The following is a 23,764-nucleotide window of genomic DNA, read 5'->3' as shown; positions in this document are numbered from 1 at the left end:
CGGTGCCGAACACCTTCCGCTCCTTGCTCCCGTCGTTCCCACGCTCGACGTCACTGCTGTGCCGGTCGTGCCGGTCGTGCCGGTGCTGACTTCCGCGGCTGCTGCCGCCGTCCTCCGGCTCCCCGCTCCCCTGTGCCTCGTGCCGGCCGGGCCGCGACACCTACATCACCACCTTGACGACACCGGTGAGGGCGATCTGGACGAGCGCGAGCGGAACGAGCACCGTCCACGACAGCCGCTGGATCTGGTCCTCGCGCAGCCGCGGATAGCTCACCCGCAGCCAGATGACGCCGAACGCGAGGACGCCCGTCTTCAGCAGCGTCCACAGCCAGCCCAGGCCGTCCGCGAACGGGCCGTGCCAGCCGCCGAGGAACAGCACAGCTGTGAGCGCGGAGAGCACGACGATGCCCGCGTACTCGGCGAGCAGGAAGAGCGCGAAGCGCAGCCCGGTGTACTCGGTGTACGCACCGAAGATGATCTCCGAGTCCGCGACGGGTGCGTCGAACGGCGGGCGTTGCAGCTCGGCCAGGCCCGCCGTGAAGAACACGACGCCGCCGATCAGCTGCCAGGGCAGCCACCACCACTCCCAGACGCCGAGGATCCCCGGCAGCGACAGGGTGCCGGCCGCCATCGCCACGGACGCCGCCGCCAGCAGCATCGGCAGCTCGTACGCCATCAGCTGGGCCGCGGTACGCAGGCCGCCGAGCAGGGAGAACTTGTTCGCCGAGGCCCAGCCGCCCATGAGCGAGCCGAGGATCCCGACGCCCATCACCGCCAGCACGAAGAAGATCCCGGCGTCCAGCGCCTGTGCGACGCCGCCGCCCGGCGCGACGGGGATCGCCACCAGCACCAGCAGATACGGCAACAGCGCGAGGGCCGGGGCGAGTTGGAAGACGCGGCGGTCCGCGCCCGCCGGGACGATGTCCTCCTTCTGTGCGAACTTGACCCCGTCGGCGACGAGTTGTGCCCAGCCGTGGAAGCCGCCCGCGTACATCGGGCCCACCCGGCCCTGCATGTGCGCCATGACCTTGTGCTCCGTCTGCCCGACGAGCAGGGGCAGCACGAGGAAGGCGAGCAGCACCGCGACGATGCGGACGGTCACGTCCAGCGCGTCCATCAGTCGTCGCCTCCCCGCCCGTCGTCGTCCTGCGAGGCCCCCGGCCCGGGCGCCGGCTCGGCCCGGTTCTCCCCGGCAGGGGCTTCCCCGGCGGAGGACTCCTTGGCAGGAGCTTCCTTGTCAGCTTCCCTGTCGGGGGCTTCCTTGTCGGGGGCTTCCCCGGCAGGGGCGTCGTCCCCGTGCGCCGGGCGGGCGTGGTGCCAGGGCGCGTCCGTCGAGCGGGGCGGCTCCTTCGCGGAGCCGGTGCCGGTCCCGGACGGTCCGCCCGCGGCGGCGGACGGTTCGCCCGCCGGTCCGGACGGCTCGTCCGCCGGTGCCGGGCCGCGCTGGGACGCGGAGCCGCCGCTCGCCGAGCGCATCCGGCGCGGCCGGGCGGACGCCCCGCCTCCCGCGGCGCGCTGCGAGGCCGAGCCGCCGCCGGCGGAGCGCATCCGGCGCGGGGTACGGGGCGTCTCCCCACCGGCCTGCGGGGCGGCTCCCCCGGCGTCCGGAGACTGCGGGGCCTCGGGCCCCTCCGGCCCCCGCGGGGTCTGCGCCGCGGAGTCGCCGGCCTGGGAGGCGGAGCCACCGGACGCGGTGCGGGTGCGCCTCGGGCCGTCGGCGCCACGGGCCCGGCGCGGGCGTTCACGGGTGGGCGCGGGCGGCAGCTGTCCCTTGAGCGGGCCCCACTCGTTCGGGTCGGGCACGCCGGGCGGCAGCATCTGGCGGCGCTTGGGTCCGCCGTGCCCGGACTCGCCGGGTTCCTTGGCCCCGGGCCACGCCTTGACGACCCGGGCCGCCAGCACGAAGTCCTTGCGCAGCGGATGTCCCTCGAAGGAGTCCGGCAGCAGCAGAGGCGCGAGATCGGGGTGCCCGGCGAAGACGATGCCGAACATCTCGTGGGTCTCGCGCTCGTGCCAGGCCGCGCCCGCGTGGACGCCGGTCGCCGTCGGCAGCGTCGGCTCCTCGTGCGGCACGGTCGTACGCAGCAGGAGACGGCGCAGCCCGCCGCCGCTCTCCGTGTCGGACGGCCGGCCCGGCGGCGGCCCGGGCAGCGCCACCACATGGGCGCAGACGCGGAAGCCGGTGCCCGGCTCGTCGACGGCGCTGAGCCAGTCGAAGAACGTGCAGCCCAGGTCGTCACGGGCGACGGTCAGGGCGTCCAGCCAGCCGTCGGCGGGGACGTCGACGGTGAGCAGGTCGTACGCCTCCTCGGCCGTGGCGCCCTCCCCGAACAGGTCCTCGGTGGGGCGCGGCAGCCATCCCGTCGTCCCCGTGGGCTCCGTCGTCTCGTCCGGCCCGGTCACCGTCCGGCCTCCTCGCCGCCGGCGCCGTCGCCGTCCGCACCGCCCGTACCGGCTGCCTTGTCGGCGTCCCGGGCGTCCCGGGCTTCACCGGCCGGCGCCCCGCCGGACGGGCCGTCCGAGGGCGTCGGGGAGGCGGTGGGCGGTGCGACGAGGCCGCTGGTCAGCGCGGCGGCCGAGGGGGCCGCGGGGGCACCGGGCCGCGCGGTGTAGCGGTCCGCCGTGGACTCCTCGGCGATCTTCTCCTGGAGCTTGAGGATGCCTTGCAGCAGCGCCTCGGGACGCGGCGGGCAGCCGGGGACGTAGACGTCGACGGGGATGATCTGGTCGACGCCCTTGGTCACGGAGTACGAATCCCAGTACGGGCCACCGCAGTTGGAGCAGGCACCGAACGAGATCACATACTTCGGCTCGGGCATCTGCTCGTACAGCCGTTTGACGGCGGGGGCCATCTTGTCGGTGACCGTGCCCGAGACGACCATGAGGTCCGCCTGCCGGGGCCCCGGCGCGAACGGGATGACGCCGAGCCGGATGAAGTCGTGCCGGGACATCGACGCGGCGATGAACTCGATGGCGCAGCAGGCCAGCCCGAAGTTGAAGACCCAGAGGCTGTAGCGGCGGCCCCAGTTGAGCACCACCTTCATCGGTTCCGGAGCCAGCCGGGCCAGCGGCCCGAGGCGCACGGGTGCCGGAAGGTCCGTCGTGTTTCGTGTCACGTCCACTCCAGGACGCCCTTCTTGTACGCGTACAGCAGTCCGACGGCGAGGAAGCCGAGGAAGACGAACATCTCCGCGAGCGTGATCCCGCCGAACCCGGGAGCGGCGAAAACCGTCGCCCAAGGGAAGAGGAAAACGGAGTCGACGGCGAAGACGACGTACAGGAAGGCGTAGACGTAGTAGCGGATCTGCGTGTGGGCCCAGCCCTCGCCGACCGGGTCGACACCGCACTCATAGGTGAGCATCTTCTCCTGCGTCGGCACGACCGGGCGCAGCAGCCGGCCCGCCGCGAAGGCCACGGCGACGAAGAGCACACCGACGACCGCGACCAGCCCGACGACCGAGTAGCCGTGGAAGTAGTCCGGCACGTCCTCCCCGTCCTTCGGTCTCGTTCCGCTCCCGCCCCGCACCGTCCCGCGCCCGGCGGCCGGGACGTCGCGGAACGTTCGACGATCTGTACGCACGGGAGTCTAGGCCCTGTGGTGCACGCTTTGGACCGCCCCGTCACGCTCCGCTGTCCACGGCCCGGAGCACGCCCGGCGAGGCCGGTGGTGGGGTTCTCCCCACCCCGGGACCCCCGCGCACCCCCATGGCGGCCGCCCCGGCGGGCCCGGCACGCTGAACCGCATGACCGCGAGCCGCTCCCCCTCCTCCCCGCGCCCGGCCGGGACCGCGCGGGAGGTCCTGCATCTGCTGCTGAACCCGTTCGTGGACACGCTCGCGTTCTGCTACATCGCCGTCTGCGTCCTCGTCGGCGGGCTGACCTCCGTCCTGGTCTTCGGTCTGCCCGTCCTGGCACTGCTGCTGCTCGGCTGCCGGGGGATCGCCCGCGTGGAGCGGGCCCGCGCCCGGCTGCTGCTGCGGCTGGAGCTGCGCGAGCCGAGCCCGCTGCGCGCCGAGCACCCCGGCTTCGTGGGCTGGGTGTGGGCACAGCTGCGCGACCCGGTGGCCTGGCGGCACGCGCTCTACGCGTTCATCCGGCTGCCCTGGGGCTGGCTGAGCTTCTGCTCGGTTTTCTGTGCACTGCTGTGCTTCCCCGTACTGCCGTGGGCGGCGCGGGGGCTGACGCAGGTGGACCGGCTGCTGGTGCTGGCACTGCTGGGGCCGTCGGACGTGCTGGAGCGGCGCGTCGCACAGCTGGAGTCGGACCGCGGGGTGGTGGTCGACGCCGCTGCCGCCGATCTGCGCCGCATCGAACGCAACCTGCACGACGGCGCGCAGGCCCGGCTCGTCTCCCTCGCCATGGAGCTGGGCCTCGCGAAGGAGAAGCTCCCCGACGACCCGCACACCGCGGCCCGCATGGTCGACCACGCCCACCAGGAGGCCAAACAGGCCCTCCAGGAACTCCGCGACCTGGCCCGCGGGATCCACCCCGCCATCCTCACCGACCGGGGGCTCGGCCCCGCGCTCTCCGCCCTCACCGCCCGCTGCACCGTGCCCGTCACCACCACCATCGACCTCCCGCACCGTCCCCCGCCCGCCATCGAGGCCATCGCCTACTACACCGCCTCCGAACTCCTCCAGAACATCTCCAAGCACAGCCGCGCCACCCGGGCCCACATCGACACCTGGGCCACCCGCGACCGCCTGCTTCTGCACATCAGCGACGACGGCCGCGGCGGCGCCACCACCGCGGGCGGCACCGGGCTCACCGGTCTCACCCAGCGCCTGAACGCCATCGACGGCCTGCTGCTCATCAGCTCCCCCGCCGGCGGCCCCACCGAGGTCACCGCCGAACTCCCCTGGAAGAACCCCGGGTGACCCCGCACGCGGCGCACCGGGCCCCGGGTGGGTTGTCCCGGAATCTGGGATGCTGGGGGCACTTTCGCAGGGGAGACGACCGGCAGGGGGCAGCGTGGAGCGCGGTGTGCGGATCGTGATCGCGGAGGACTCGGTCCTGCTGCGCGAGGGCCTGACGCGGCTGCTGACCGACAGCGGGCACGAGGTGGTGGCCGGTGTCGGGGACGGCGAGGCGCTGGTGAAGACCGTCGGCGAGCTGGCGGACGAGGGACAGCTGCCGGACGTCGTCGTCGCGGACGTCCGGATGCCGCCGACGCACACCGACGAGGGGGTGCGCGCCGCCGTACAGCTGCGGCAGCGCCACGAGGGCCTGGGGGTGCTGGTCCTCTCGCAGTACGTGGAGGAGCAGTACGCCACGGAGCTGCTGGCCGGGGCCAGCAGGGGCGTCGGCTATCTGCTGAAGGACCGGGTGGCGGAGGTGCGCGAGTTCGTCGACGCGGTCGCCCGGGTGGCGGCGGGCGGCACGGCCCTCGATCCGGAGGTCGTGGCACAGCTGCTGGGGCGCAGCCGCAAGCAGGACGTGCTGGCGGGGCTGACCCCGCGCGAGCGCGAGGTGCTGGGGCTGATGGCCGAGGGCCGGACGAACGCGGCGATCGCCCAGCAGCTGGTGGTCAGCCACGGTGCGGTCGAGAAGCATGTGAGCAACATCTTTCTGAAGCTCGGCCTGTCGCAGAGTGACGCGGATCACCGCCGGGTGCTGGCGGTGCTCACCTACCTCGGTTCCTGATCTCCCGCCGGCCGCCGGCCCGCCACCCGACCGGACGAACGGCCAGGCAGAGCACGGAAGCTGAGGCCCGTACGCCGGGTCGTGCGCCGGTGGGGCCGGGTCGTACGCCGGGAGCCGGCGACCGGGTGCGGTCTTCACGGCGTCTCAGATCGCTGTCCAGCATGGGAACAGCCGGGGGAAGGTAACCCTTAGCGACGTACGATGGCTGGCGAGCCGCCGCCTTGAGGGAGGTCCGATCCACCGTGACCAGTCAGGTCAGTAGCCCAGTCGGGCAGCAGTCCGGCCCCGGAGGGGGCCCGGGCAGCGGACAGGACGAGGGGGGCGTCGAAGGGAGCGCCCAGGACGGCGTGCAGGACAAGGAGGTGCGGCGCCTGGACCGGGTGATCATCCGGTTCGCGGGCGACTCCGGTGACGGCATGCAGCTCACCGGCGACCGCTTCACCTCCGAGACGGCGTCGTTCGGCAACGACCTGTCGACCCTGCCGAACTTCCCGGCCGAGATCCGCGCCCCCGCGGGCACGCTGCCGGGTGTCTCCAGCTTCCAGCTGCACTTCGCCGACCACGACATCCTCACGCCGGGCGACGCACCGGACGTGCTCGTGGCCATGAACCCGGCCGCGCTGAAGGCGAACATCGCCGATGTGCCGCGCGGCGCCGAGATCATCGTCAACACCGACGAGTTCACCAAGCGTGCGATGGCGAAGGTCGGCTACGACGCCAGCCCGCTGGAGGACGGCTCGCTGGACGGGTACAGCGTCCACCAGGTGCCGCTGACGACGCTCACCGTCGAGGCACTCAAGGAGTACGAGCTGGGCCGCAAGGAGGCCGGGCGCTCCAAGAACATGTTCGCGCTGGGCCTGCTGTCGTGGATGTACCACCGGCCGACGGAGCAGACCGAAGCGTTCCTGCGCGCCAAGTTCGCCAAGAAGCCGACGATCGCGGACGCGAACATCGCGGCCTTCCGCGCCGGCTGGAACTTCGGCGAGACGACGGAGGACTTCGCCGTCTCCTACGAGGTCGCCCCGGCCTCGGCCGCCTTCCCTCCGGGGACGTACCGGAACATCTCCGGCAATCTGGCGCTGTCCTACGGGCTGATCGCCGCGTCTCAGCAGTCGGACCTGCCGCTGTTCCTCGGCTCGTACCCGATCACCCCGGCCTCCGATGTGCTGCACGAGCTGAGCAAGCACAAGAACTTCGGCGTGCGCACCTTCCAGGCCGAGGACGAGATCGCCGGTATCGGCGCCGCCCTCGGCGCGGCCTTCGGCGGCTCCCTGGCCGTGACCACCACCTCCGGGCCCGGCGTCGCGCTCAAGTCGGAGACGATCGGGCTGGCCGTCTCGCTCGAACTGCCGCTGCTGATCGTGGACATCCAGCGCGGCGGCCCCTCGACCGGCCTGCCGACCAAGACCGAACAGGCCGACCTGCTCCAGGCCATGTACGGGCGCAACGGCGAGGCCCCGGTGCCGATCGTCGCGCCGGCCACCCCGGCCGACTGCTTCACCGCCGCGCTGGACGCCGCCCGTATCGCGCTCACCTACCGCACGCCGGTCTTCCTGCTGTCCGACGGCTATCTGGCCAACGGCTCCGAGCCGTGGCGCATCCCGGAGGTCGACTCGCTGCCCGATCTGCGTGTGCGGTTCGCCTCCGCGGCCAACCACGAACTGGACGACGGCACCGAGGTGTTCTGGCCGTACAAGCGCGATCCGCAGACCCTCGCGCGCCCCTGGGCCGTGCCCGGGACGCCCGGCCTGGAACACCGCATCGGCGGCATCGAGAAGCAGGACGGCACCGGCAACATCTCCTACGACCCGGCCAACCACGACTTCATGGTCCGCACCCGGCAGGCCAAGGTCGACGGCGTCGAGGTGCCGGACGTCGAGGTGAGCGACCCGACCGGGAACGCCAGGGTCCTGGTGCTGGGCTGGGGTTCGACGTTCGGACCGATCACGGCGGCCGTGCGGCGCGTGCGCCGCGGCGGCGACGCGATCGCCCAGGCGCATCTGCGCCATCTCAACCCGTTCCCGGGGAATCTCGGGGAGGTGCTGCGGCGTTACGACAAGGTCATCGTGCCCGAGATGAACCTCGGCCAGCTGGCCACGCTCGTCCGGGCCCGGTACCTCGTCGACGCGCAGTCGTACACGCAGGTACGCGGACTGCCCTTCAAGGCCGAGCAGCTCGCGACCGCACTCAAGGAGGCCATCGCACATGGCTGAGCCCGCTGCTCCCACGCAGGAGGCCGGCGGCCCGCAGGCGCTCTCGCTGGTGCCCAAGGCGGTCGGCAAGCAGTCGATGAAGGACTTCAAGTCCGACCAGGAGGTCCGCTGGTGCCCGGGCTGCGGCGACTACGCCGTGCTCGCCGCCGTGCAGGGCTTCATGCCGGAGCTGGGCCTGGCGAAGGAGAACATCGTCTTCGTCTCGGGCATCGGCTGCTCCTCGCGCTTCCCCTACTACATGAACACCTACGGGGTGCACTCCATCCACGGCCGCGCCCCGGCCATCGCCACGGGCCTCGCCGCGGCCCGCCGCGATCTGAGCGTCTGGGTGGTCACGGGTGACGGGGACGCGCTGTCCATCGGCGGCAACCACCTCATCCACGCGCTGCGGCGCAATGTGAACCTCAAGATCCTGCTGTTCAACAACCGGATCTACGGGCTCACCAAGGGCCAGTACAGCCCCACCTCCGAGTCCGGCAAGATCACCAAGTCGACGCCGATGGGCTCGCTGGAGGCGCCGTTCAACCCGGTCTCGCTCGCGCTGGGCGCCGAGGCGTCGTTCGTCGCCCGCACCGTCGACTCCGACCGCAAGCACCTCACCAGCGTGCTGCGCGCCGCCGCCGACCACCCGGGCACGGCGCTCGTGGAGATCTACCAGAACTGCAACATCTTCAACGACGGCGCCTTCGAGGTCCTCAAGGACAAGGAGCAGGCCCAGCAGGCGGTGATCCGGCTGGAGCACGGCGAACCGATCCGCTTCGGCACCCCGCTGGAGGACGGCGACGGGCTCGGCACCCACGGCGTCGTCCGCGATCCGTCCACCGGCGAGCTGCGCATCGTCGACGTCCGTGAGGAGGGCACCGACGGCGTCCTCGTGCACGACGCGACGAGCACCTCGCCCGCCACGGCCTTCGCCCTCTCCCGCCTCGCCGACCCGCAGACGCTGCACCACACCCCGATCGGCGTCCTGCGGAACGTGCAACGGCCGGTGTACGAGACGCAGATGGCCGAGCAGCTCGAACTCGCCGTCGAGCAGCACGGCAAGGGCGATCTGTCCGCGCTGATGCACGGCAACGACACCTGGACGATCGTCGGCTGAGCCGCCGCCCGCGCACCACCGCCGAGGCCCGGTACCCACCGAGGGTGCCGGGCCTCGGCGCTGCCCGCCCGGGGCGCGGGGCGCCAGGGGTACGCCGTACGGCCGCCTCCGGGCGCGACGACGCGGCCGTGCTGGGACGCTGCGCATGAGGGCCCGGCACCGGCGGGGCCCGGCGACGAGCGAGGGTCCGGCGACGTGATCCAGCCGACAGGACCGAAATGCGAAACGGAAATGACACGCCCCGTCCCGCCCCATTACCTTCGGGTGGCCGGCACGACCATGAGGAGGGGGCGGCCATGGGATCGCGGAGCACACAGCGCACCGGTCTGCTGTTCGGGTTCGGTGCCTACGGCATGTGGGGCCTGCTGCCCCTCTACTGGCACGCCCTCCAGGACACCGGAGCCGGCGAGGTCCTCTCCCACCGCATGGTCTGGTCCCTGCCCACCGCACTGCTCGTCCTGGCCCTGCTGCGCCGCTGGTCCTGGGTGCCCGCGCTGATACGGCAGCCCAAGAAGCTCGGACTCGTCGTCCTCGCCGCCATGACGATCACCGTCAACTGGGGCCTGTTCATCTGGTCCGTGAGCGCCGACCGCGTCCTGGAGTCCTCGCTCGGCTACTTCATCAACCCGCTGGTCTCCATCGCCTTCGGCGTGCTCCTGCTGCGCGAACGGCTGCGCACCGCCCAGTGGGTGGCCGTCGGCATCGGCGCCCTCGCCGTCGTCGTGATGACCTTCGCCTACGGCAAGCTGCCCTGGCTCTCGCTCTGCCTGGCCCTGTCCTTCGCCACCTACGGCCTCATCAAGAAGCATGTGAAGCTCGACGGCGTCGAGGGCTTCAGCGCCGAGACCGCCATCCAGTTCCTGCCCGCGCTCGGCTTCCTCTGCTACCTCTGGGCGCGCGGCGACTCCACCTTCACCACCGACGGCGTCGGCCACACCCTGCTGCTCGTCTTCTCCGGCCTGGCCACCGCCCTCCCCCTGATCTTCTTCGGCGGCGCCGCCGTCCGCCTCCCCCTCTCCACCATCGGCCTCCTCCAGTACATGGCCCCGGCGTTCATGTTCATCCTCGGCCTGACCGTCTTCCACGAGGAGATGCCCCCCGAGCGCTGGGCAGGCTTCGGTCTCGTCTGGGCCGCGCTCTGCATCCTCACCTGGGACGCGCTGCGCACCGCGCGCAAGGGGCGGGCCGCGCTCCGCGATGCGGCCGTGCAGGCCGCGGCCAAGTCCGGCCAGGAGACGGCCACCACCGGCCCCGAACCGTCCCCGGACCGGCAGCCGTCCTGACCCTTCCGCACCGGCGGCCCGGCCCGGTCTGAGACCTCGGCCCGAGGATCCCCGGCCAGACCGGGACCCCGGGCCGGCGACCGGCCACCACGAGCCGTGCGCCCGGGCCCCGACAGCCCGCCTACTCCCCCGCCCCGGACGACTCCCCGGCGGCAGCTCTCGTGTTCGTGATCCGCAGATACTGCCCGGACGGGTCGAACACCCGGAAGTCCGTCATGCCCCACGGCCGCGTCATCAACGGATCGGCCAGCGGCCAGCCCGCGGCGACGACCCGGGCGTGCTCCGCCTCGACGTCGTCGACCCGTAGCACGATCTCGCTCCCCGCCGGCGGCTTGCGCGGCGTGTCGTCCGCGTCACCGTGCCGGCAGCAGCCCACCCGCACCTCCCCGCGGGTGACGACGACATAGTCCGAGGCCCCGGGGTTCTCCGGCCCCTCGAACCCCAGCACGGCGACATAGAACCGCACCAGCTCCGCGACGTCCTTGTGGAACACCTCGTACGACACACGCATCAGCGGACCGCCTCCCCAAGTCGACTGCTGCGAGCCGGATTTCGATCTTCCGCCTCCCGGCCCGACTTCCCTCACCTGGTCAAGTCCCGCCACCACGCGCGCATTCCCGACCGAGGCCGACCACACCGGCACAACGCCCGCTCCCCGCCCCCGGAGTGCGCCCGCATGCCCTGTCCGAGCACCACCTGTACCGCGCGGCGAACCCGGACGTAGGCTGCTGCACCGCGCTCGTCAGCCGAAAATCACACGTTCCGCAGGAGCTTCCCGGTGTCAGAGCCCACGAACTCCCCGCACATGCAGCTCGCCCAGACGACGACCTCGGACTACGGCGCGGGCGCCGGCAAGGGCGGCGAGGTCCTGGGGATCGGCGTACCCGAACTCAGGCTGGCCGCACCGGTGTTCGGCACCCAGAGCAAGAAGCTCAGCACGGCGTTGACCACGCTGATCACCAAGCTCGACGGACTGGGCAAGCCGTGGGGCACCGACGGCAACATCGAGGAGGAGTTCGAGAAGCCCTATATTCAGGCCCGTAAGTCGGTGGAGAGCACCGCGGGCATCCTCGTGCTCGGGCTGGTGAGCATCCACGAAGCCCTGGACGACATGAAGGACGGGCACGTCGACAACGAGGACCTGATCAAGGGCATGTTCACCCGCGTCGCCGCCGAGGGCGGGAAGGGCGACGGCGCGGACGGCGGCGAAGACAAGTGAGCTTCCTCGACGCCACGGCGGAGAAGGCCAAGGCGGCGCTGGAGACGGTGGGCCTGAAATGGCCCGACGGGGACCCGGGGAAGCTGCGGGACGCGGCCCAGGCATGGCGGGACTTCGCCGAAAACGTCGACGACGTGATCGCGGCCACCAACAAGTCGGCCGGTTCGATCATCGAGATCAACAGCGGCGAAGCCGTCGATGCCTTCGAGCACTTCTGGCGCCGGTACGTGGGCAAGGACGACACCGACGGCTGGCTGCGCAACCTGTCCAGGGCCGCCAAGAAGCTGGCCAAGGGTCTGGACGGAGTGGCCGACCAGATCGACAAGGAAGTCGACCGGCTGTGGACCGAGATCAGCATCAGCGCCACGGCCATCGTCCTCGCCATCGCCTTCACCCCCGCCACGGCGGGCGCCTCCGACCTGCTCGCCGAGGGCGTGGTCGGAGAAGTCCTCGCCATGGGAGCAGCGGCCGGAGTGAACATCTCCGCCAGAGCCGCCCAGATCTTCGCGGACGCCGTGGTCCTCGCCGCGCTGGGCGGTGTGGAATCCGCGACGATGGACCTGGCCGTCGCCCAGTCGGTGCGGATCGCCACGGGCCACCAGGACGGCTACAGCCTGGACGAGGTCGCCAACGCGGCGAAGACGGGATCGCTGACCGGCGCGGTGCTGGGGCCGCTCTCCCGCGGCACGTTCTCGCTGGAGCGCCCCGTGGCCCTGCGGCCGTCCTCGCTGCGCAGCCAGCTGATCCCGCCGTCCGCCGCGCGCAGGGGCAAGGACCTGCCGGGCCGGGGCGAGCCGGTCGATGTGGCCGGCGGCGACATGTTCATGGAGCAGACGGACCTGTCGCTCCCCGGCGCGCTCCCCCTCGTCGTCTCCCGCACGCACCTGTCCTCCTACCGTGCGGGCGTGTGCTTCGGCCCCAGTTGGGCCTCGACGCTGGACGAGCACGTCCAGCTCGACGCCGACGGCGTGGTCTACGCCGGTGCCGACGGCATGCGTCTGGTCTTCCCCGTACCGGAACCCGGGGTCCCGGTGCTGCCCGCGAAGGGGGCCCGCTGGACGCTGGAGTGGGACGGCGGGCCCGACGGTGCCATGCGGGTCACGGACCCGCACTCCGGCCTCGTCCGCACATTCGCCGATCCCGGCCCCACCGAGGAGGACGGCGTCATCTGCCTCCCCCTGGCCTGCTGGGAGGACCGCAACGGCGAGCGGGTGGACATCGAACGCGACGCCGGCGGAGTACCGACCGGGCTGCGGCACTCCGGTGGCTACTACGTCACCGTCGAGACCGAGAACCGTAGGGTCACCGCCCTACGCCTCATGGACGAGGCGCCCTCGCCCTACGCCGCCGCGTCCGGCTCGTCCGCCCCCGGCACCACGGTGCTGCGGTACGCCTACGACGAGGCAGGCAATCTCGCCGAGGTCGTCAACTCCACCGGTAAGGCGCTGCGGTTCACCTACGACTCGGCCGGGCGCATGCTCACCTGGCAGGACCGCAACGGCACCCTCTTCCGCTACGAGTACGACACCGCGGGACGCGTCGTGGCCACCGCGGGCCCCGACGGCATCTACGCCAACCGCTTCACCTACGACGACGCCGCGCGCACCACGGTCCTCACCGACTCCTACGGCGGACGCCGCATCTGCCGCTGGAACACCGAGGGACAGGTCGTCGAGGAGACCGATCCGCTCGGCCACACCACCCGCACGGAATGGAACGCGCACGGCACCGCACCCGTGACCGTCACCGAACCGTCCGGCCGCACCACCCGCTACGCCTACGACGCGTACGACAACCTCGTCTCCGTCACCCACCCCGACGGCACCGTCACCACCGTCGAACACAACGCGCTCCACCTGCCCACCCTGATCCGCGAGCCGGGCGGAGCCCGGTGGCAGCACACCTACGACGAGGCCGGGAATCTCACCGCCACCGTCGACCCGGCCGGCGCCACCACCCGCTACCGGTACACCCCGCGCGGCCACCTCACCGCCGTCATCGACGCACTCGGCCACACCCGCCGGATCGTCCCGGACCCGGCAGGACTCCCGACAGCCGTCACCGACGCACTCGGACACACCACCCACGTCCGGCGCGACACCTTCGGCCGCATCACCGCGATCACCGATCCGCTGGGCCACACCACCCGCATGGCCTGGACGGTGGAGGGCCGGCCCGCCTGGCGTGAGGACGCCACCGGGGCCCGCGAAACCTGGACCTGGGACGGCGAGGGCAACCTGCTCGGGCACACCGACGCGGCCGGCCACACCACCACCTACGAGCCCGGCCCCTTCGACGTCCCCCTGCGCCGCACCGACCCCGACGGCGCCACCTACACCTTCACCTACGACACCGAGATGCGGCTCACCCGCGTCACCAACCCCCAGGGCCGCCACTGGACCTACACCTACGACCCGGCCGGACGCCTCACCTCCGAAACCGACTTCAACGGCGCCCGTCTCACCTACGCACTCGACCCCGACGGCCTCCTGCTCGGCCGCACCAACGCCGCGGCCGAAACCCTCCGCTACACCCGCGACACCCTCGGCCGCGTCACCGCCCAACACGACCTCACCACCGGCGCGGTGACCCGCTTCACCTACGACGAGGCCGGACACCTCACCCGGGCCACCACACCCGCCACCGACCTCACGTTCACCCACGACCCCCTCGGCCGCGTCCTGACCGAGACCACAGTCCTTTTCGGCAGGCCTCCTGGCGGGTCGACCCCGTCCCCGGCAGCCCGCCCGACGGAACGGAGGACGTCCGGCGCCGAACCGTCGACCGCCGTCCCCGCCGGGCCCGAGGCAACAGCCGGATCCGCGTCCACGGCGGAGACCAGCCCCCGCACCGTCACCTACGCCTACGACGTCCTCGGCCGCCGCACCCACCGCACCACCCCCTCCGGCATCACCTCCACCTGGAGCTACGACGCCGAGGGCCGCCCCACCGAACTGGCCACCGACCACGGCACGTTGACCTTCAGCCACGACGCCGCGGGCCGCGAAACCGAACGCCGCACCGGCGACCTCACCCTCACCCAGCAGTGGGACGCCGCCGACCGCCTCACCACACAGACCGCCCGCACCCCCTCGGCCCTCGCCCAGCACCGCGCCTACACCTACCGCCCCGACGGCCACCTCACCGAGATCCGCGAACTCGCCACCGGCACCCGCAGGTTCGGCCTCACCGCCACCGGCCGCGTACACCGGGTGAGCGCCCACGGCTGGCACGAGACCTACGCCTACGGCCCGGCCGGCAACCTCACCCACGCCGAGGCACCGCACCATCCGGCCAACGGGGAACGCGAGAACACCGGCACCCTCCAGCACCGCGCCGGCCGCACCACCTACCTGCACGACGCCGCCGGCCGCCGCATCTCCACCTGCCGCCGCCTCCTCGACGGCCGACGCCGCACCTGGACCCACACCTGGAACGCCGAGGACCAGCTCACCCGGCTACGCACCCCCGACGGCGCCGTATGGACCTACACCTACGACGCCCTCGGCCGCCGCGTCGCCAAAACCGGCCCCGACGGCCACACCCTCACCTTCACCTGGGACGGCACCCGCCTCGCCGAACAAACCACCCACGAAGGCCGCACCACCACCTGGGACCACGCCCCCGGCACCCACCGCCCCCTCACCCAGACCGACCACACACCCCTCACCCGCATCCCCGGCCAATCCCTCCTCACCAAACTCACCGACCCCCACACCACGGCGCCCCGCTTCCACGCCGTCCTCACCGACCTCACCGGCACCCCCACCGAACTCCTCACCCCCACCGGCGAGCTGACCTGGCAACACCGCACCACCCTCTGGGGCACTCCCCTCCCACCCCCCGCCTCAACGGAAGCCGGAGACACCCTCACCTGCCCCCTCCGCTTCCCAGGCCAGTACGCAGACCCCGAATCCGGCCTCCACTACAACTACTTCCGGTACTACGACCCGGAGGGCGGACGGTACCTTTCGGCTGACCCGCTGGGGTTGGGGGCTGGGCCGAACGACCGGGCTTACGTTGATAATCCGCATGGGCAGATAGACCCACTGGGCCTCGCCACATGCACGGTTCAGAACGCCCTCAAAGACTGGAGGAGCAAGAATTACCAGTTCGGCAACAAACAACTACTGGTCGACAAAAAAGATATGACCCATTTCCTGGAGAGGCATCATCCAAAATACTGGGATGGATCAGTCAAGAAGAAGCAGTCCTTCCTCGACAAGGAAATGTCCGTACAAGATGTCGAGGACACCATCACCGAGGTGCTGCGCCAGAATCGAGACGCAGTGGCTTCCCGCACCTCAAGAATGTATCAAATTGAAGGAAAGGTGAATGGCGTCAACTACGTGGTGGGTATCAGAAATGGCCATGTCGGCCAGTTCTACCCTGGAACTCTCTAAGGAGCGACCGTGATCGATGTCGTCTCATACCTCCGCACCGAGACCGGTCAATTCATCGAGATTTCGCACGCCTCACAGTCTCCGCCGGACCCACGGCACGTCGAGGGCGCAATCGATCTGACGATCAATGGGGTGCAGATCCTGGATCGAGAGCTGTGGGACGACGTCGATCACCTGTGGGCCTACATCTGCAACATGGTCTCGGACTTCCGCCACAGCGATGAAGTGGCGACGTACTTTCCGGATCAGCCGATCCGTTTCGGATTCAAGCAGGTGGGCGGCGGGATGCTCCTTGTTTCTCTCACGTATGACGACGTCCGCCGGGTCGCCTCCGTCAGCGAAAGCGAGTTCGTTGCGACGCTTCAGCGTGCAGGCACCGAATTCTTCACCAAGATGAAGGAGTTGCTCCCAGAAAGTGATGCCGTCTACGACGATGCGCTGGCCAGGCTGATGGGGCGCATCGACTCAGATCAGTAGAGCTGAGCCCGCAGCAGATCGTTCCGGCTGTTACCTTTCGGGGAGGGCACCGCCCGCAGGGGTAAAAGCGCGTCGTGCGTGAGTCGGGGAGAAGAAGTCGGACTCGTGTATGGCACGAGCCGCTGGATCACGACGGCAACGTTTGCATGGTTCGCCCAAGGTCCTCCCTGTCTCGCCAGCCCCCGCCTTCGTGCGCTTCCCTCTTCTTCGGACAGGGCCGTCGGTCAGGCCGTGACGTCGCGGGTGGTGAAGCGGGCCCAGGCTGCTGAGCCGAAGAGGGCTGTGTAGAGCGCCTGGAGGCCGAAGTTCTTGGTGAGGTGGTCCCAGTAGACCGGGTCGCGCAGCAGGTCGCTGAAGCTGAGCCAGTAGTGGGGGAACAGGTACGGGTGGACGACGTCGAGCTGGGGGATCGTGTCGACGATCTGCACGGTGATGACGAGTCCGACGGTGGTGGCCATGGCCGCGATCCCGCTGTTGGTCAGCGTCGAGACGAACAGGCCGAGCGCGGCGAGCCCGACGAGGCTGGCCGCCACCGTGGCGGCGATGGCCAGGGCCCTCAGCAGACCCTCCGAGAACGGTACCGAGGTGCCGGACAGCAGGGTGACCTCGCCGGTGGGGAAGAGCAGCGCGCCGGTGGCGAGGGCGGAGGCTGCCACGACGAGGGTGGCGGCCAGGCAGAAGACCAGCACCGTCGTGAACTTCGCCAGCAGCAGGCGGGTGCGTCCGGCGGGGGCGACGAGCAGATAGCGGAGGGTGCCGGAGGCCGCCTCGCCCGCGATGGCGTCGCCCGCGATCACGCCGACCGCCATCGGCAGGAAGAACGGCAGCGTGGCGGCGAGTGAGGTGAACACGAGGAACAGGCCGTTGTTGGTGACCTGCGAGATGAACGCGGGGCCTTCGCCTCCGCCGCCACCGACCGAACCGCCGTCGCTCGTCTCGATCTTGACCGCGATGCCGACGACGATCGGCAGGACGGCGAGGATGCCGAGCAGGGCGAGGCTGCGCCAGCGGCGGAAGGTGAGGGTGAGTTCGCTGCGGAACAGGCCGAGGGCCGCGCCGGGGCCCCGGCCTGCACCGGCGCCGAGGCCGGGGGCGGGGGCGGGGGCGGCCGGCGGGGCGACGGGCCGGGCCGTTCCGGCTCCGGCACGCCCTGTGTCGGCCGCTGCGCCGGCCGCTGTGTCAGTTGCCGTGTCGGTTGCCGTGTCAGCCCGCGACATCGAAACCCTCCCCGGTGAGCGAGACGAACACGTCCTCCAGCGAGGCCCGTTGCACCCCGAAGGAGCGGACCCGGATCCCCGCGCGGACGAGGGCGGTGTTGAGATCGGCGACGTCGGTGCCCTCCGGCGGGTCACCGGTGAGCGTGTCGCCGTCGGTGACGAGGTCGGTGACGCCGTGCTCCTTGAGGACGCGCGCGGCGTCCCCGGCGTCGGGTGTGAGGACGGTGAGCCGACCGCGGGCCGCGGCGGAGCCGCCGGTCACCTCGGCGACGGTGCCCTGGGTGATCAGGGCGCCCCTGTTCATGACGGCCGTGTGGGTGCACACCTGCTCGATCTCGTCCAGCAGATGGGAGGAGAGGAAGACGGTGATGCCGTCCCCGGCCAGCTCCCGTACGAGCGTGCGGATCTCACGCATGCCCTGCGGGTCGAGGCCGTTCGTCGGCTCGTCCAGGACCAGCAGTTCGCGGGGCTGGAGCAGCGCGGCGGCCAGGCCGAGGCGCTGCTTCATGCCGAGGGAGTAGGCACGCGCCTTCTTGCCCGCCGCGGCCCGGAGTCCGACCCGGTCCAGGGCCTCTTCGACGCGGGCACGGCGGGTACGCGGATCGGCCGTGGGGTCGGCGGCGTCGAACCGGACGAGGTTCTCCCGGCCGGAGAGGAAGCCGTAGAGGGCGGGGCCCTCGATGAGTGCGCCGACGCGGGGCAGTACCCGCCGGGCGGCGTCGGGCATGGGCTCGTCCAGCAACCGAACCGTGCCGTCGGTGGCGCCGATGAGGCCCAGCAGCATGCGGATCGTCGTCGTCTTGCCGGAGCCGTTGGGGCCGAGGAAGCCGAAGACGCTGCCGCGGGGGACGGTGAGGTCGAGCCGGTCGACGGCGAGTTGCCCGCCCCGGTACCGCTTGGTGAGCCCCCGGGTGGCGATCACCGCGCCCCGGCCGGAAGCCGCTCCCCCGAACCCGCCGGGGGCCGCGCCCGCTTCGGCGCTCCCCCTGCCGACCGCCCCCGCACCGCTCGCGCCGCCACCGGACGGTTCCGCCTCCGCACCGCTGGTGCCGCCGCCGGACGGACCCGCGTCGCCGCTCCTGTCGCCGGGCGCCCCCGCGCCGCCCGCACCGCCCGCACCGCCACCGGACGAACCGACAGCCGCAGAGCCGCCATCGGACGAACCGGCACCGGCAGAGCCACCGCCGGACGAACCCGCGTCCACGGAGCCGCCGCCGGACGGTCCGCGCCCTCTCGGCGCGGTCGTGTCGGACTGCGGAGTCGTGCCGTCCGCGCCGTTCGGCTGTGGCATGTGTCTCCTCCGTCGTCGGTCCGCCGCGGGCGTCGCCGGGTGTCCGTTCCGCCGTGCGGTGCGGGCCCCGGCGGCGGAGCCCTTCCCCGTGAACGGTCCCGGACCGCCGTCCGTTCCGCGCCGGACGCCCGGACGGCGGCCGGATGGTGGACGGACGGTGGACGGACGGTGGACGGACGGTGGCTCAGCAGGGGCCGGGCCCGGCCGTTCGCGAGGCGGGCGGGGCAGGGTCGTGGTGAAGGGCCCGGCCCGCGGGTGGGCCGGGCCCTTCGGAGAGGCGGGGCAGCGGTGTTACTCGGCGGCGGACTCGGCGGCCTTGATCAGGCCCTCCTTCGTCACGGCACCTACGTACACCTTGCCGTCCTCCGTCATCAGTGCGTTGACGAGCCGGGTGCTGACGACGCGGCCGGTGCCGAAGTCGCCCTTCACCTCGTCGGTGAGGCTGTCGAGCAGCTTCCCGGCGTCGGGGCCGGCGCCGCCCTTGCCGGGGTCCTTGCCGGCTCCGGCGCCGGAGCCGGTGAGTCCCGAGAGGGCGCCCTTCATACCGGTGTCGAACTCGGCGACCTTGTTCCAGTCGCCGCCCTTGCCGACGATGTTCAGCCCGGACAGGCCCTCCAGCGCCTTCTGCGGGCCCTCGCCTTCCAGCAGCGCGCCGTCCCCGGGCCGGCCGAGCGGCCCGCCCGCACCGGGCTTGCCGTGCTCACCGTGCTCGCCGGACTTGCCGCGCTCGCCGAGCTTCTCCGGGTCCGCCTCCGTCACCTTCGTCCCCTTCGGCGGGCTGAACTCGAAGGTCTTGGCCGCGGGCTTGCCGAAGTCGACGTCCTGGTAGGCGATGTCGACGACCGGCTTGCCGCCGTCGTGCGGGGTGAGGGTGAACTTCAGCGGGGTGCCGTTGTCGGCGTCGACCGCTATGCGGACGGCGCCGATCGTCGAGTCGGGGGCGTTCTTCGGCTTGATCACCAGCTGGTAGGCGTCGCGGTCGGCGATCTTCGCCGTGCCGTCGACGGTGACGGAAGCGGACTTGCCGACCGCGTCGAGGGCCTGCTGTGCCGCCTTCTGCGGCGTGACGGACTCGGCGGCCGAGCCGCCGTGCGCCGCGCCGGACCGGGGCGAACGGGCGTGCCAGGCGCTGTTGCTGCCGCTGTCGTAGGCCCACACGTCCCGTGCGTTGTGGACGATGCTGTACTCCGAGGCGTCCTCGACGACGGACAGCTTGTGCTTGTCGGGCCCGTCCATCGCGACGCGCAGCGTGTGCTCGCCGGACGCCAGTTCGGTGAGCTTCGCACCGGGCGCCGCGCCGGAGCCGTCGGCCTGCTTGCCGGAACTGCCGTCCCCTCCCCCGTCGTGTCCCCCGCCCTGCGGGCCGCCGAAGCCGCCCGGGCCGCCGGAGCCGCCCGGCAGGGAGGGAAGGCCGAGATCGGCGTCGACCTTCACCGTCCCGGACATGTGCTGGACATCGGACTCGGCCATCTTGGCGACCAGTTGCTCGGCCGTGATCTTCGGCAGGTCGGGAGCGCCGGTGCTGGCCAGGGCCGGTACCAGGCCGACGGTGGCTGCTGCGACACCCGCGACGGCGACGGGCACGGCGTAGCGCACCGCCTTGTGCCGGGGCTTGTTCGGTCGGATCTGTGCCATCTGTCTGTCCTACCTCCGTGTTCGGCGGCGGTTCCAAGGTCGCACTCGTCCACCCCTTGCCGCCATTGTCACCCGGATCGGTGCGGGGTGTGCGGTCCATCGCACCAGATGACCGGACGACCGGCGTCAACCGCCGGAGGCAACTCGGGGTACTCCGGCGGGAGGAGGGGCCCTCCTGCGCAGGGCTGGGCCCGAGCCGCCCCTCTCAGGGTCGGAAGCCGCCCCTCTCAGGGTCGGAGCCCGCCCCTCTCAGGGGCCGCGCCGTCGCGTCTCGGTGTCCGTGCCGTCCCGTCTCGGGGTCCGCGCCGTCCCATCTCGGGGCGGGACGCGGGAAGTTCGGCCCCGCGCGGGCGGTTCGGAGGCCGCGGGGGCCCGCGGCGCCCGGAAGTTCAGCCCGCGCGCTCGACGACGGCCGTGCACAGCCCGGACAGCGCGGCCTTGGCGGCGTTGTCCGGGAGCGGGGCGAGCATCTCGCGGGCCTCGTCGGCGTAGCGGACGGTGGAGCGACGGGCCTGCTCCAGGGCCGGGTGGGCCCGGAGGGCGGCGAGCGCGTCGGCGAGGCGGGCGTCGTCGGAGAGGTCGCCGTCGAGCAGGGCGGCCGTCTCGCGGTCGGCGGCGGTCGCGTCGGGCCCGGCGGCGCGGGCGCGCACGTACAGGACGGGCAGCGTGGGGATGCCCTCGCGCAGGTCGGTGCCCGGGGTCTTGCCGGACTCCTGCTCGTCGCTGGCGATGTCGAGGACGTCGTCGGCGAGCTGGAAGGCGATGCCGAGCCGCTCGCCGTACTGGGTGAGGACGGAGACGGTGCGTTCGTCGGCGCCGGACATCATGGCGCCGAAGCGGCCGGCGACGGCGATGAGGGAGCCGGTCTTGCCGGCGATGACGTCGAGGTAGTGGTCGACCGGGTCCTGGCTCTCGGCGGGTCCCGCGGTCTCCAGGATCTGCCCGGTGACCAGCCGTTCGAACGCCTGGGCCTGGATACGGACGGCCTCGGGGCCGAGGTCGGCGAGGGTGTGCGAGGCGCGTGCGAAGAGGAAGTCGCCGGTGAGGACGGCGACGGAGTTGTCCCAGTTGGCGTTGGCGCTGGGCACCCCGCGCCGCATGTCGGCCTCGTCCATGACGTCGTCGTGGTAGAGCGTCGCCAGGTGCGTCAGCTCGACGACGACGGCGGAGGGGACGACCCCGGGCGCGTACGGATCGCCGAACTGGGCCCCGAGCATGACCAGCAGGGGACGGAAGCGCTTCCCGCCGGCGCGCACCAGGTGCTGGGCCGCCTCCGTGATGAACGGCACGTCGCTCTTCGTGGCCTCCAGGAGGCCCTCCTCGACGGCCGCCAACCCTGCCTGGACATCGGCTTCAAGAGCCTGGTCCCGCACGCTCAGCCCGAAGGGCTCGACGACGGTCACGAGGGGTACTCCTGTCTGTGTCCGTGGAACGATCAGCGGGATCGGATCGTGCGAGGTCACGTTCTGTTCCGGCCGGGGGCCGACCGGGGTTGGCCGAGTGTCGCCCATGGGGTGGGTGCCACTGCTGCTGCCGCTTCTCCTGGCATCTCCTGGCAGCGTAACCGGTCACATAACGATCACGGTCGGCGCCCGCCCTGCTAACCGCCCTTGGCGCGCCATGCCGGGATATACGGGATATGTTGCAAGTCACCCCTTGTTCGTGTTTCGCCGGTGAGTTCCGGGACAGCAGAGGCACTCGAAACGCCGAACGTGTCAGGAGCACCATCCGTGTCCCCCAGATCCAGCCAACAGGGCCCCTCCGGATCCAGCCAGGAGCCCGCTCCGGGGAGCGGCCCCGAGAACGGTACGCGCGAGGGGAGGGACACCGGCGCCGAGGCCCGGTTCCTGGGACAGCCCCGCGGGCTGCTGCCGCTCTCCGGCCTGGAGATCTGGGAGCGGTTCTCCTTCCTGGGCATGCAGGCGATCCTGGTGCTGTTCTTCTCCGCCTCCGAGGCGGACAGCGGCCTGGGCATGGACCCGGGCGCCGCGGCGTCCGTCGCCGCCGGCTACAGCACACTCGTCTATCTGCTGTCGGTCGCGGGCGGCTGGATCGCCGACCGGATGCTCGGCTCGTACCACGCGGTGCTCTACGGCGGCATCCTCATCGCCTGCGGCCACTACGCGATGGCGCTGCCGCATCCGGCGTCGACCTGGGTCGGGCTGGGCCTGATCAGCGCCGGTACGGGGATGCTGAAGCCGAACGTGGCCGCCATGGTCGGCAAGCTCTACTCGGCCTCCGACGAGCGCCGCGACGCCGGGTTCTCGCTCTACTACATGAGCATCAACGTCGGCGCCTTCTTCGGGCCGATCGTCACCGGGCTGCTCGGTGAGGACATCAACTGGCATCTGGGCTTCTCCGCCGCCGCCGTCGGCATGACGCTGGGTCTGATCCAGTACGTGGCCGGGCGGCGGCATCTGGCCGGGCGCAAGGAGGGGGCCGAGTTCCCGCTGCCGCCGGCGGCGATGCGGCGCGCGGTGTGGCTGATCGCCGGCGGGATCGCCGCCGTCGCCGCGGTGTGCGTGGCGCTGTCGCTGCTCGGCGCGCTCACGCTCTCCGGGTTCGTGGACTCGCTGACCTACATCTCCATGGCGGCGCCGGTGGTGTACTTCACCGTGATCTGGCGCAGCCCCCGGGTGGACGCCACGGAACGGGGACGGCTGCGCCCCTTCCTGGTGCTGTGGCTGGCCTCGGTGGCCTTCAACTTCGTGCTGTTCCAGTCGTACACCGTGCTGGTGCTGCTCACCGACGCGCATGTGAACACCAGTGTCTTCGGGTACCACGTGCCCTCCAGCTGGATCAGTTCGGCGCTGGGTGCCGTCTCGGTGCTGTCCGCGCCGTTCATCGCGGGCACCTGGCAGCGCATGGGCGCACGCCAGCCGCACGCCTCGAACAAGCTGGCGCTCGGGGTGCTGCTCGGCGGGCTCGGCTTCTTCGTCCTGGTGCCGACGCTGCTGGGGCGCAGCGGCGAGGGCTGGGAGATGAGCCTGGTGTGGGTGGCGCTGGCGGTGCTGTTCATCGGTGTCGGTGACGTGCTGCTGGAGGCCACCGGCATGGCCGCGACGACCAAGCTGGCGCCCGCCGCCTTCAGCAGCCAGGGGCTCGCCCTGTGGTTCCTCTCCCTCGCCCTGGCCACCGGTATCCAGGCACAGACCGTGAAGTTCTACGGGCGGATCGCCGACAGCCTCTACTTCACCCTCAACGGGGCCGTCGCCGTCGTCGTCGCCCTCGTCGTCTTCGCCCTCGCCCCCTGGCTGCGCCGCACCATGCACCCCGTCCGCTGA

Annotated in this window: 18 protein-coding genes; 9 read left to right on the top strand and 9 right to left on the bottom strand. The window is 71.7% G+C overall.

All coding sequences use genetic code 11. From position 1 onward, the window contains the following. Positions 1-160 precede the first annotated feature (160 nt). From SCA03_RS06045 to SCA03_RS06030, 4 genes are read right to left on the bottom strand one after another with little or no spacing between them, the layout of a single operon-like run. Positions 161-1,117 carry a complex I subunit 1/NuoH family protein gene (locus SCA03_RS06045; protein WP_371863897.1) on the bottom strand — a complete coding sequence of 319 codons (957 nt, stop codon included), beginning with the start codon at positions 1,115-1,117 and terminating at the stop codon, positions 161-163. Further along, a complete protein-coding gene (locus tag SCA03_RS06040) occupies positions 1,117-2,403 on the bottom strand; it encodes an NADH-quinone oxidoreductase subunit C (protein ID WP_086816181.1) in 1,287 nt (428 codons plus the stop codon). Before SCA03_RS06040 ends, SCA03_RS06045 begins: the two co-directional genes overlap by 1 nt. Continuing rightward, a complete protein-coding gene (locus tag SCA03_RS06035; RefSeq protein WP_086816195.1) occupies positions 2,400-3,122 on the bottom strand; it encodes an NADH-quinone oxidoreductase subunit B in 723 nt (240 codons plus the stop codon). Before SCA03_RS06035 ends, SCA03_RS06040 begins: the two co-directional genes overlap by 4 nt. Beyond that, a complete protein-coding gene (locus tag SCA03_RS06030; protein WP_030888755.1) occupies positions 3,113-3,484 on the bottom strand; it encodes an NADH-quinone oxidoreductase subunit A in 372 nt (123 codons plus the stop codon). Before SCA03_RS06030 ends, SCA03_RS06035 begins: the two co-directional genes overlap by 10 nt. Before the next feature lie 259 nt (positions 3,485-3,743). On the opposite strand from SCA03_RS06030, the gene SCA03_RS06025 reads away from it, so the two are divergent. From SCA03_RS06025 to rarD, 5 genes are all read left to right on the top strand, one after another. Beyond that, entirely contained in the window at positions 3,744-4,877 is a 1,134-nt protein-coding gene (locus tag SCA03_RS06025; RefSeq protein WP_086815104.1) for a sensor histidine kinase, read from the top strand. A gap of 106 nt (positions 4,878-4,983) precedes the next feature. Beyond that, positions 4,984-5,643, top strand: coding sequence for a response regulator transcription factor (locus tag SCA03_RS06020; RefSeq protein ID WP_280526392.1), 660 nt, complete (start codon positions 4,984-4,986; stop codon positions 5,641-5,643). Positions 5,644-5,885: 242 nt separating this feature from the next. Then, positions 5,886-7,856, top strand: a complete 1,971-nt coding sequence (locus SCA03_RS06015) for a 2-oxoacid:acceptor oxidoreductase subunit alpha (RefSeq protein WP_086815099.1) — start codon at positions 5,886-5,888, stop codon at positions 7,854-7,856. Continuing rightward, positions 7,849-8,955 carry a 2-oxoacid:ferredoxin oxidoreductase subunit beta gene (locus SCA03_RS06010; RefSeq protein WP_086815100.1) on the top strand — a complete coding sequence of 369 codons (1,107 nt, stop codon included), beginning with the start codon at positions 7,849-7,851 and terminating at the stop codon, positions 8,953-8,955. The genes SCA03_RS06015 and SCA03_RS06010 overlap by 8 nt, the downstream gene beginning before the upstream one ends. Before the next feature lie 296 nt (positions 8,956-9,251). Further along, the gene (gene rarD, locus SCA03_RS06005) at positions 9,252-10,238 is read left to right on the top strand and encodes an EamA family transporter RarD (protein WP_086815101.1); all 987 of its coding nucleotides are present in this window, start codon (positions 9,252-9,254) and stop codon (positions 10,236-10,238) included. Positions 10,239-10,359: 121 nt separating this feature from the next. Here the strand turns inward: rarD and SCA03_RS06000 are convergent, their stop codons facing one another. Then, complete coding sequence (locus tag SCA03_RS06000; protein WP_051846213.1) at positions 10,360-10,749, bottom strand: VOC family protein; 390 nt, start codon at positions 10,747-10,749, stop codon at positions 10,360-10,362. Between the two features lie 294 nt (positions 10,750-11,043). On the opposite strand from SCA03_RS06000, the gene SCA03_RS05995 reads away from it, so the two are divergent. The 3 genes from SCA03_RS05995 to SCA03_RS05985 are packed head-to-tail and all read left to right on the top strand — an operon-like array spanning position 11,044 to position 16,337. Next, complete coding sequence (locus SCA03_RS05995) at positions 11,044-11,457, top strand: hypothetical protein (RefSeq protein ID WP_086815102.1); 414 nt, start codon at positions 11,044-11,046, stop codon at positions 11,455-11,457. Next, positions 11,454-15,860 carry a DUF6531 domain-containing protein gene (locus SCA03_RS05990; protein ID WP_141275244.1) on the top strand — a complete coding sequence of 1,469 codons (4,407 nt, stop codon included), beginning with the start codon at positions 11,454-11,456 and terminating at the stop codon, positions 15,858-15,860. Before SCA03_RS05995 ends, SCA03_RS05990 begins: the two co-directional genes overlap by 4 nt. A 9-nt stretch (positions 15,861-15,869) precedes the next feature. After that, positions 15,870-16,337 (top strand): hypothetical protein, encoded by a 468-nt coding sequence (locus SCA03_RS05985; RefSeq protein ID WP_086817807.1) that lies wholly within the window; start codon positions 15,870-15,872, stop codon positions 16,335-16,337. Positions 16,338-16,561: 224 nt separating this feature from the next. On the opposite strand, the gene SCA03_RS05980 is transcribed toward SCA03_RS05985, so the two are convergent. The 4 genes from SCA03_RS05980 to SCA03_RS05965 form a co-directional block, all read right to left on the bottom strand. Next, entirely contained in the window at positions 16,562-17,554 is a 993-nt protein-coding gene (locus SCA03_RS05980; RefSeq protein ID WP_141275243.1) for an ABC transporter permease, read from the bottom strand. Beyond that, positions 17,541-18,476, bottom strand: a complete 936-nt coding sequence (locus SCA03_RS05975) for an ABC transporter ATP-binding protein (RefSeq protein ID WP_030888693.1) — start codon at positions 18,474-18,476, stop codon at positions 17,541-17,543. Before SCA03_RS05975 ends, SCA03_RS05980 begins: the two co-directional genes overlap by 14 nt. A 660-nt stretch (positions 18,477-19,136) precedes the next feature. Then, entirely contained in the window at positions 19,137-20,480 is a 1,344-nt protein-coding gene (locus SCA03_RS05970; protein WP_141275242.1) for a LolA family protein, read from the bottom strand. 389 nt (positions 20,481-20,869) lie between these two features. Next, the gene (locus tag SCA03_RS05965; protein ID WP_086814578.1) at positions 20,870-21,883 is read right to left on the bottom strand and encodes a polyprenyl synthetase family protein; all 1,014 of its coding nucleotides are present in this window, start codon (positions 21,881-21,883) and stop codon (positions 20,870-20,872) included. A gap of 327 nt (positions 21,884-22,210) precedes the next feature. Between SCA03_RS05965 and SCA03_RS05960 the strand changes: the two genes are divergently transcribed. Then, positions 22,211-23,764, top strand: a complete 1,554-nt coding sequence (locus SCA03_RS05960; RefSeq protein ID WP_086814579.1) for a peptide MFS transporter — start codon at positions 22,211-22,213, stop codon at positions 23,762-23,764.

It is taken from the genome of Streptomyces cacaoi (assembly GCF_006539165.1).
Classification (GTDB): domain Bacteria; phylum Actinomycetota; class Actinomycetes; order Streptomycetales; family Streptomycetaceae; genus Streptomyces; species Streptomyces cacaoi.
This window is presented reverse-complemented; position numbering and strand designations above follow the sequence as displayed.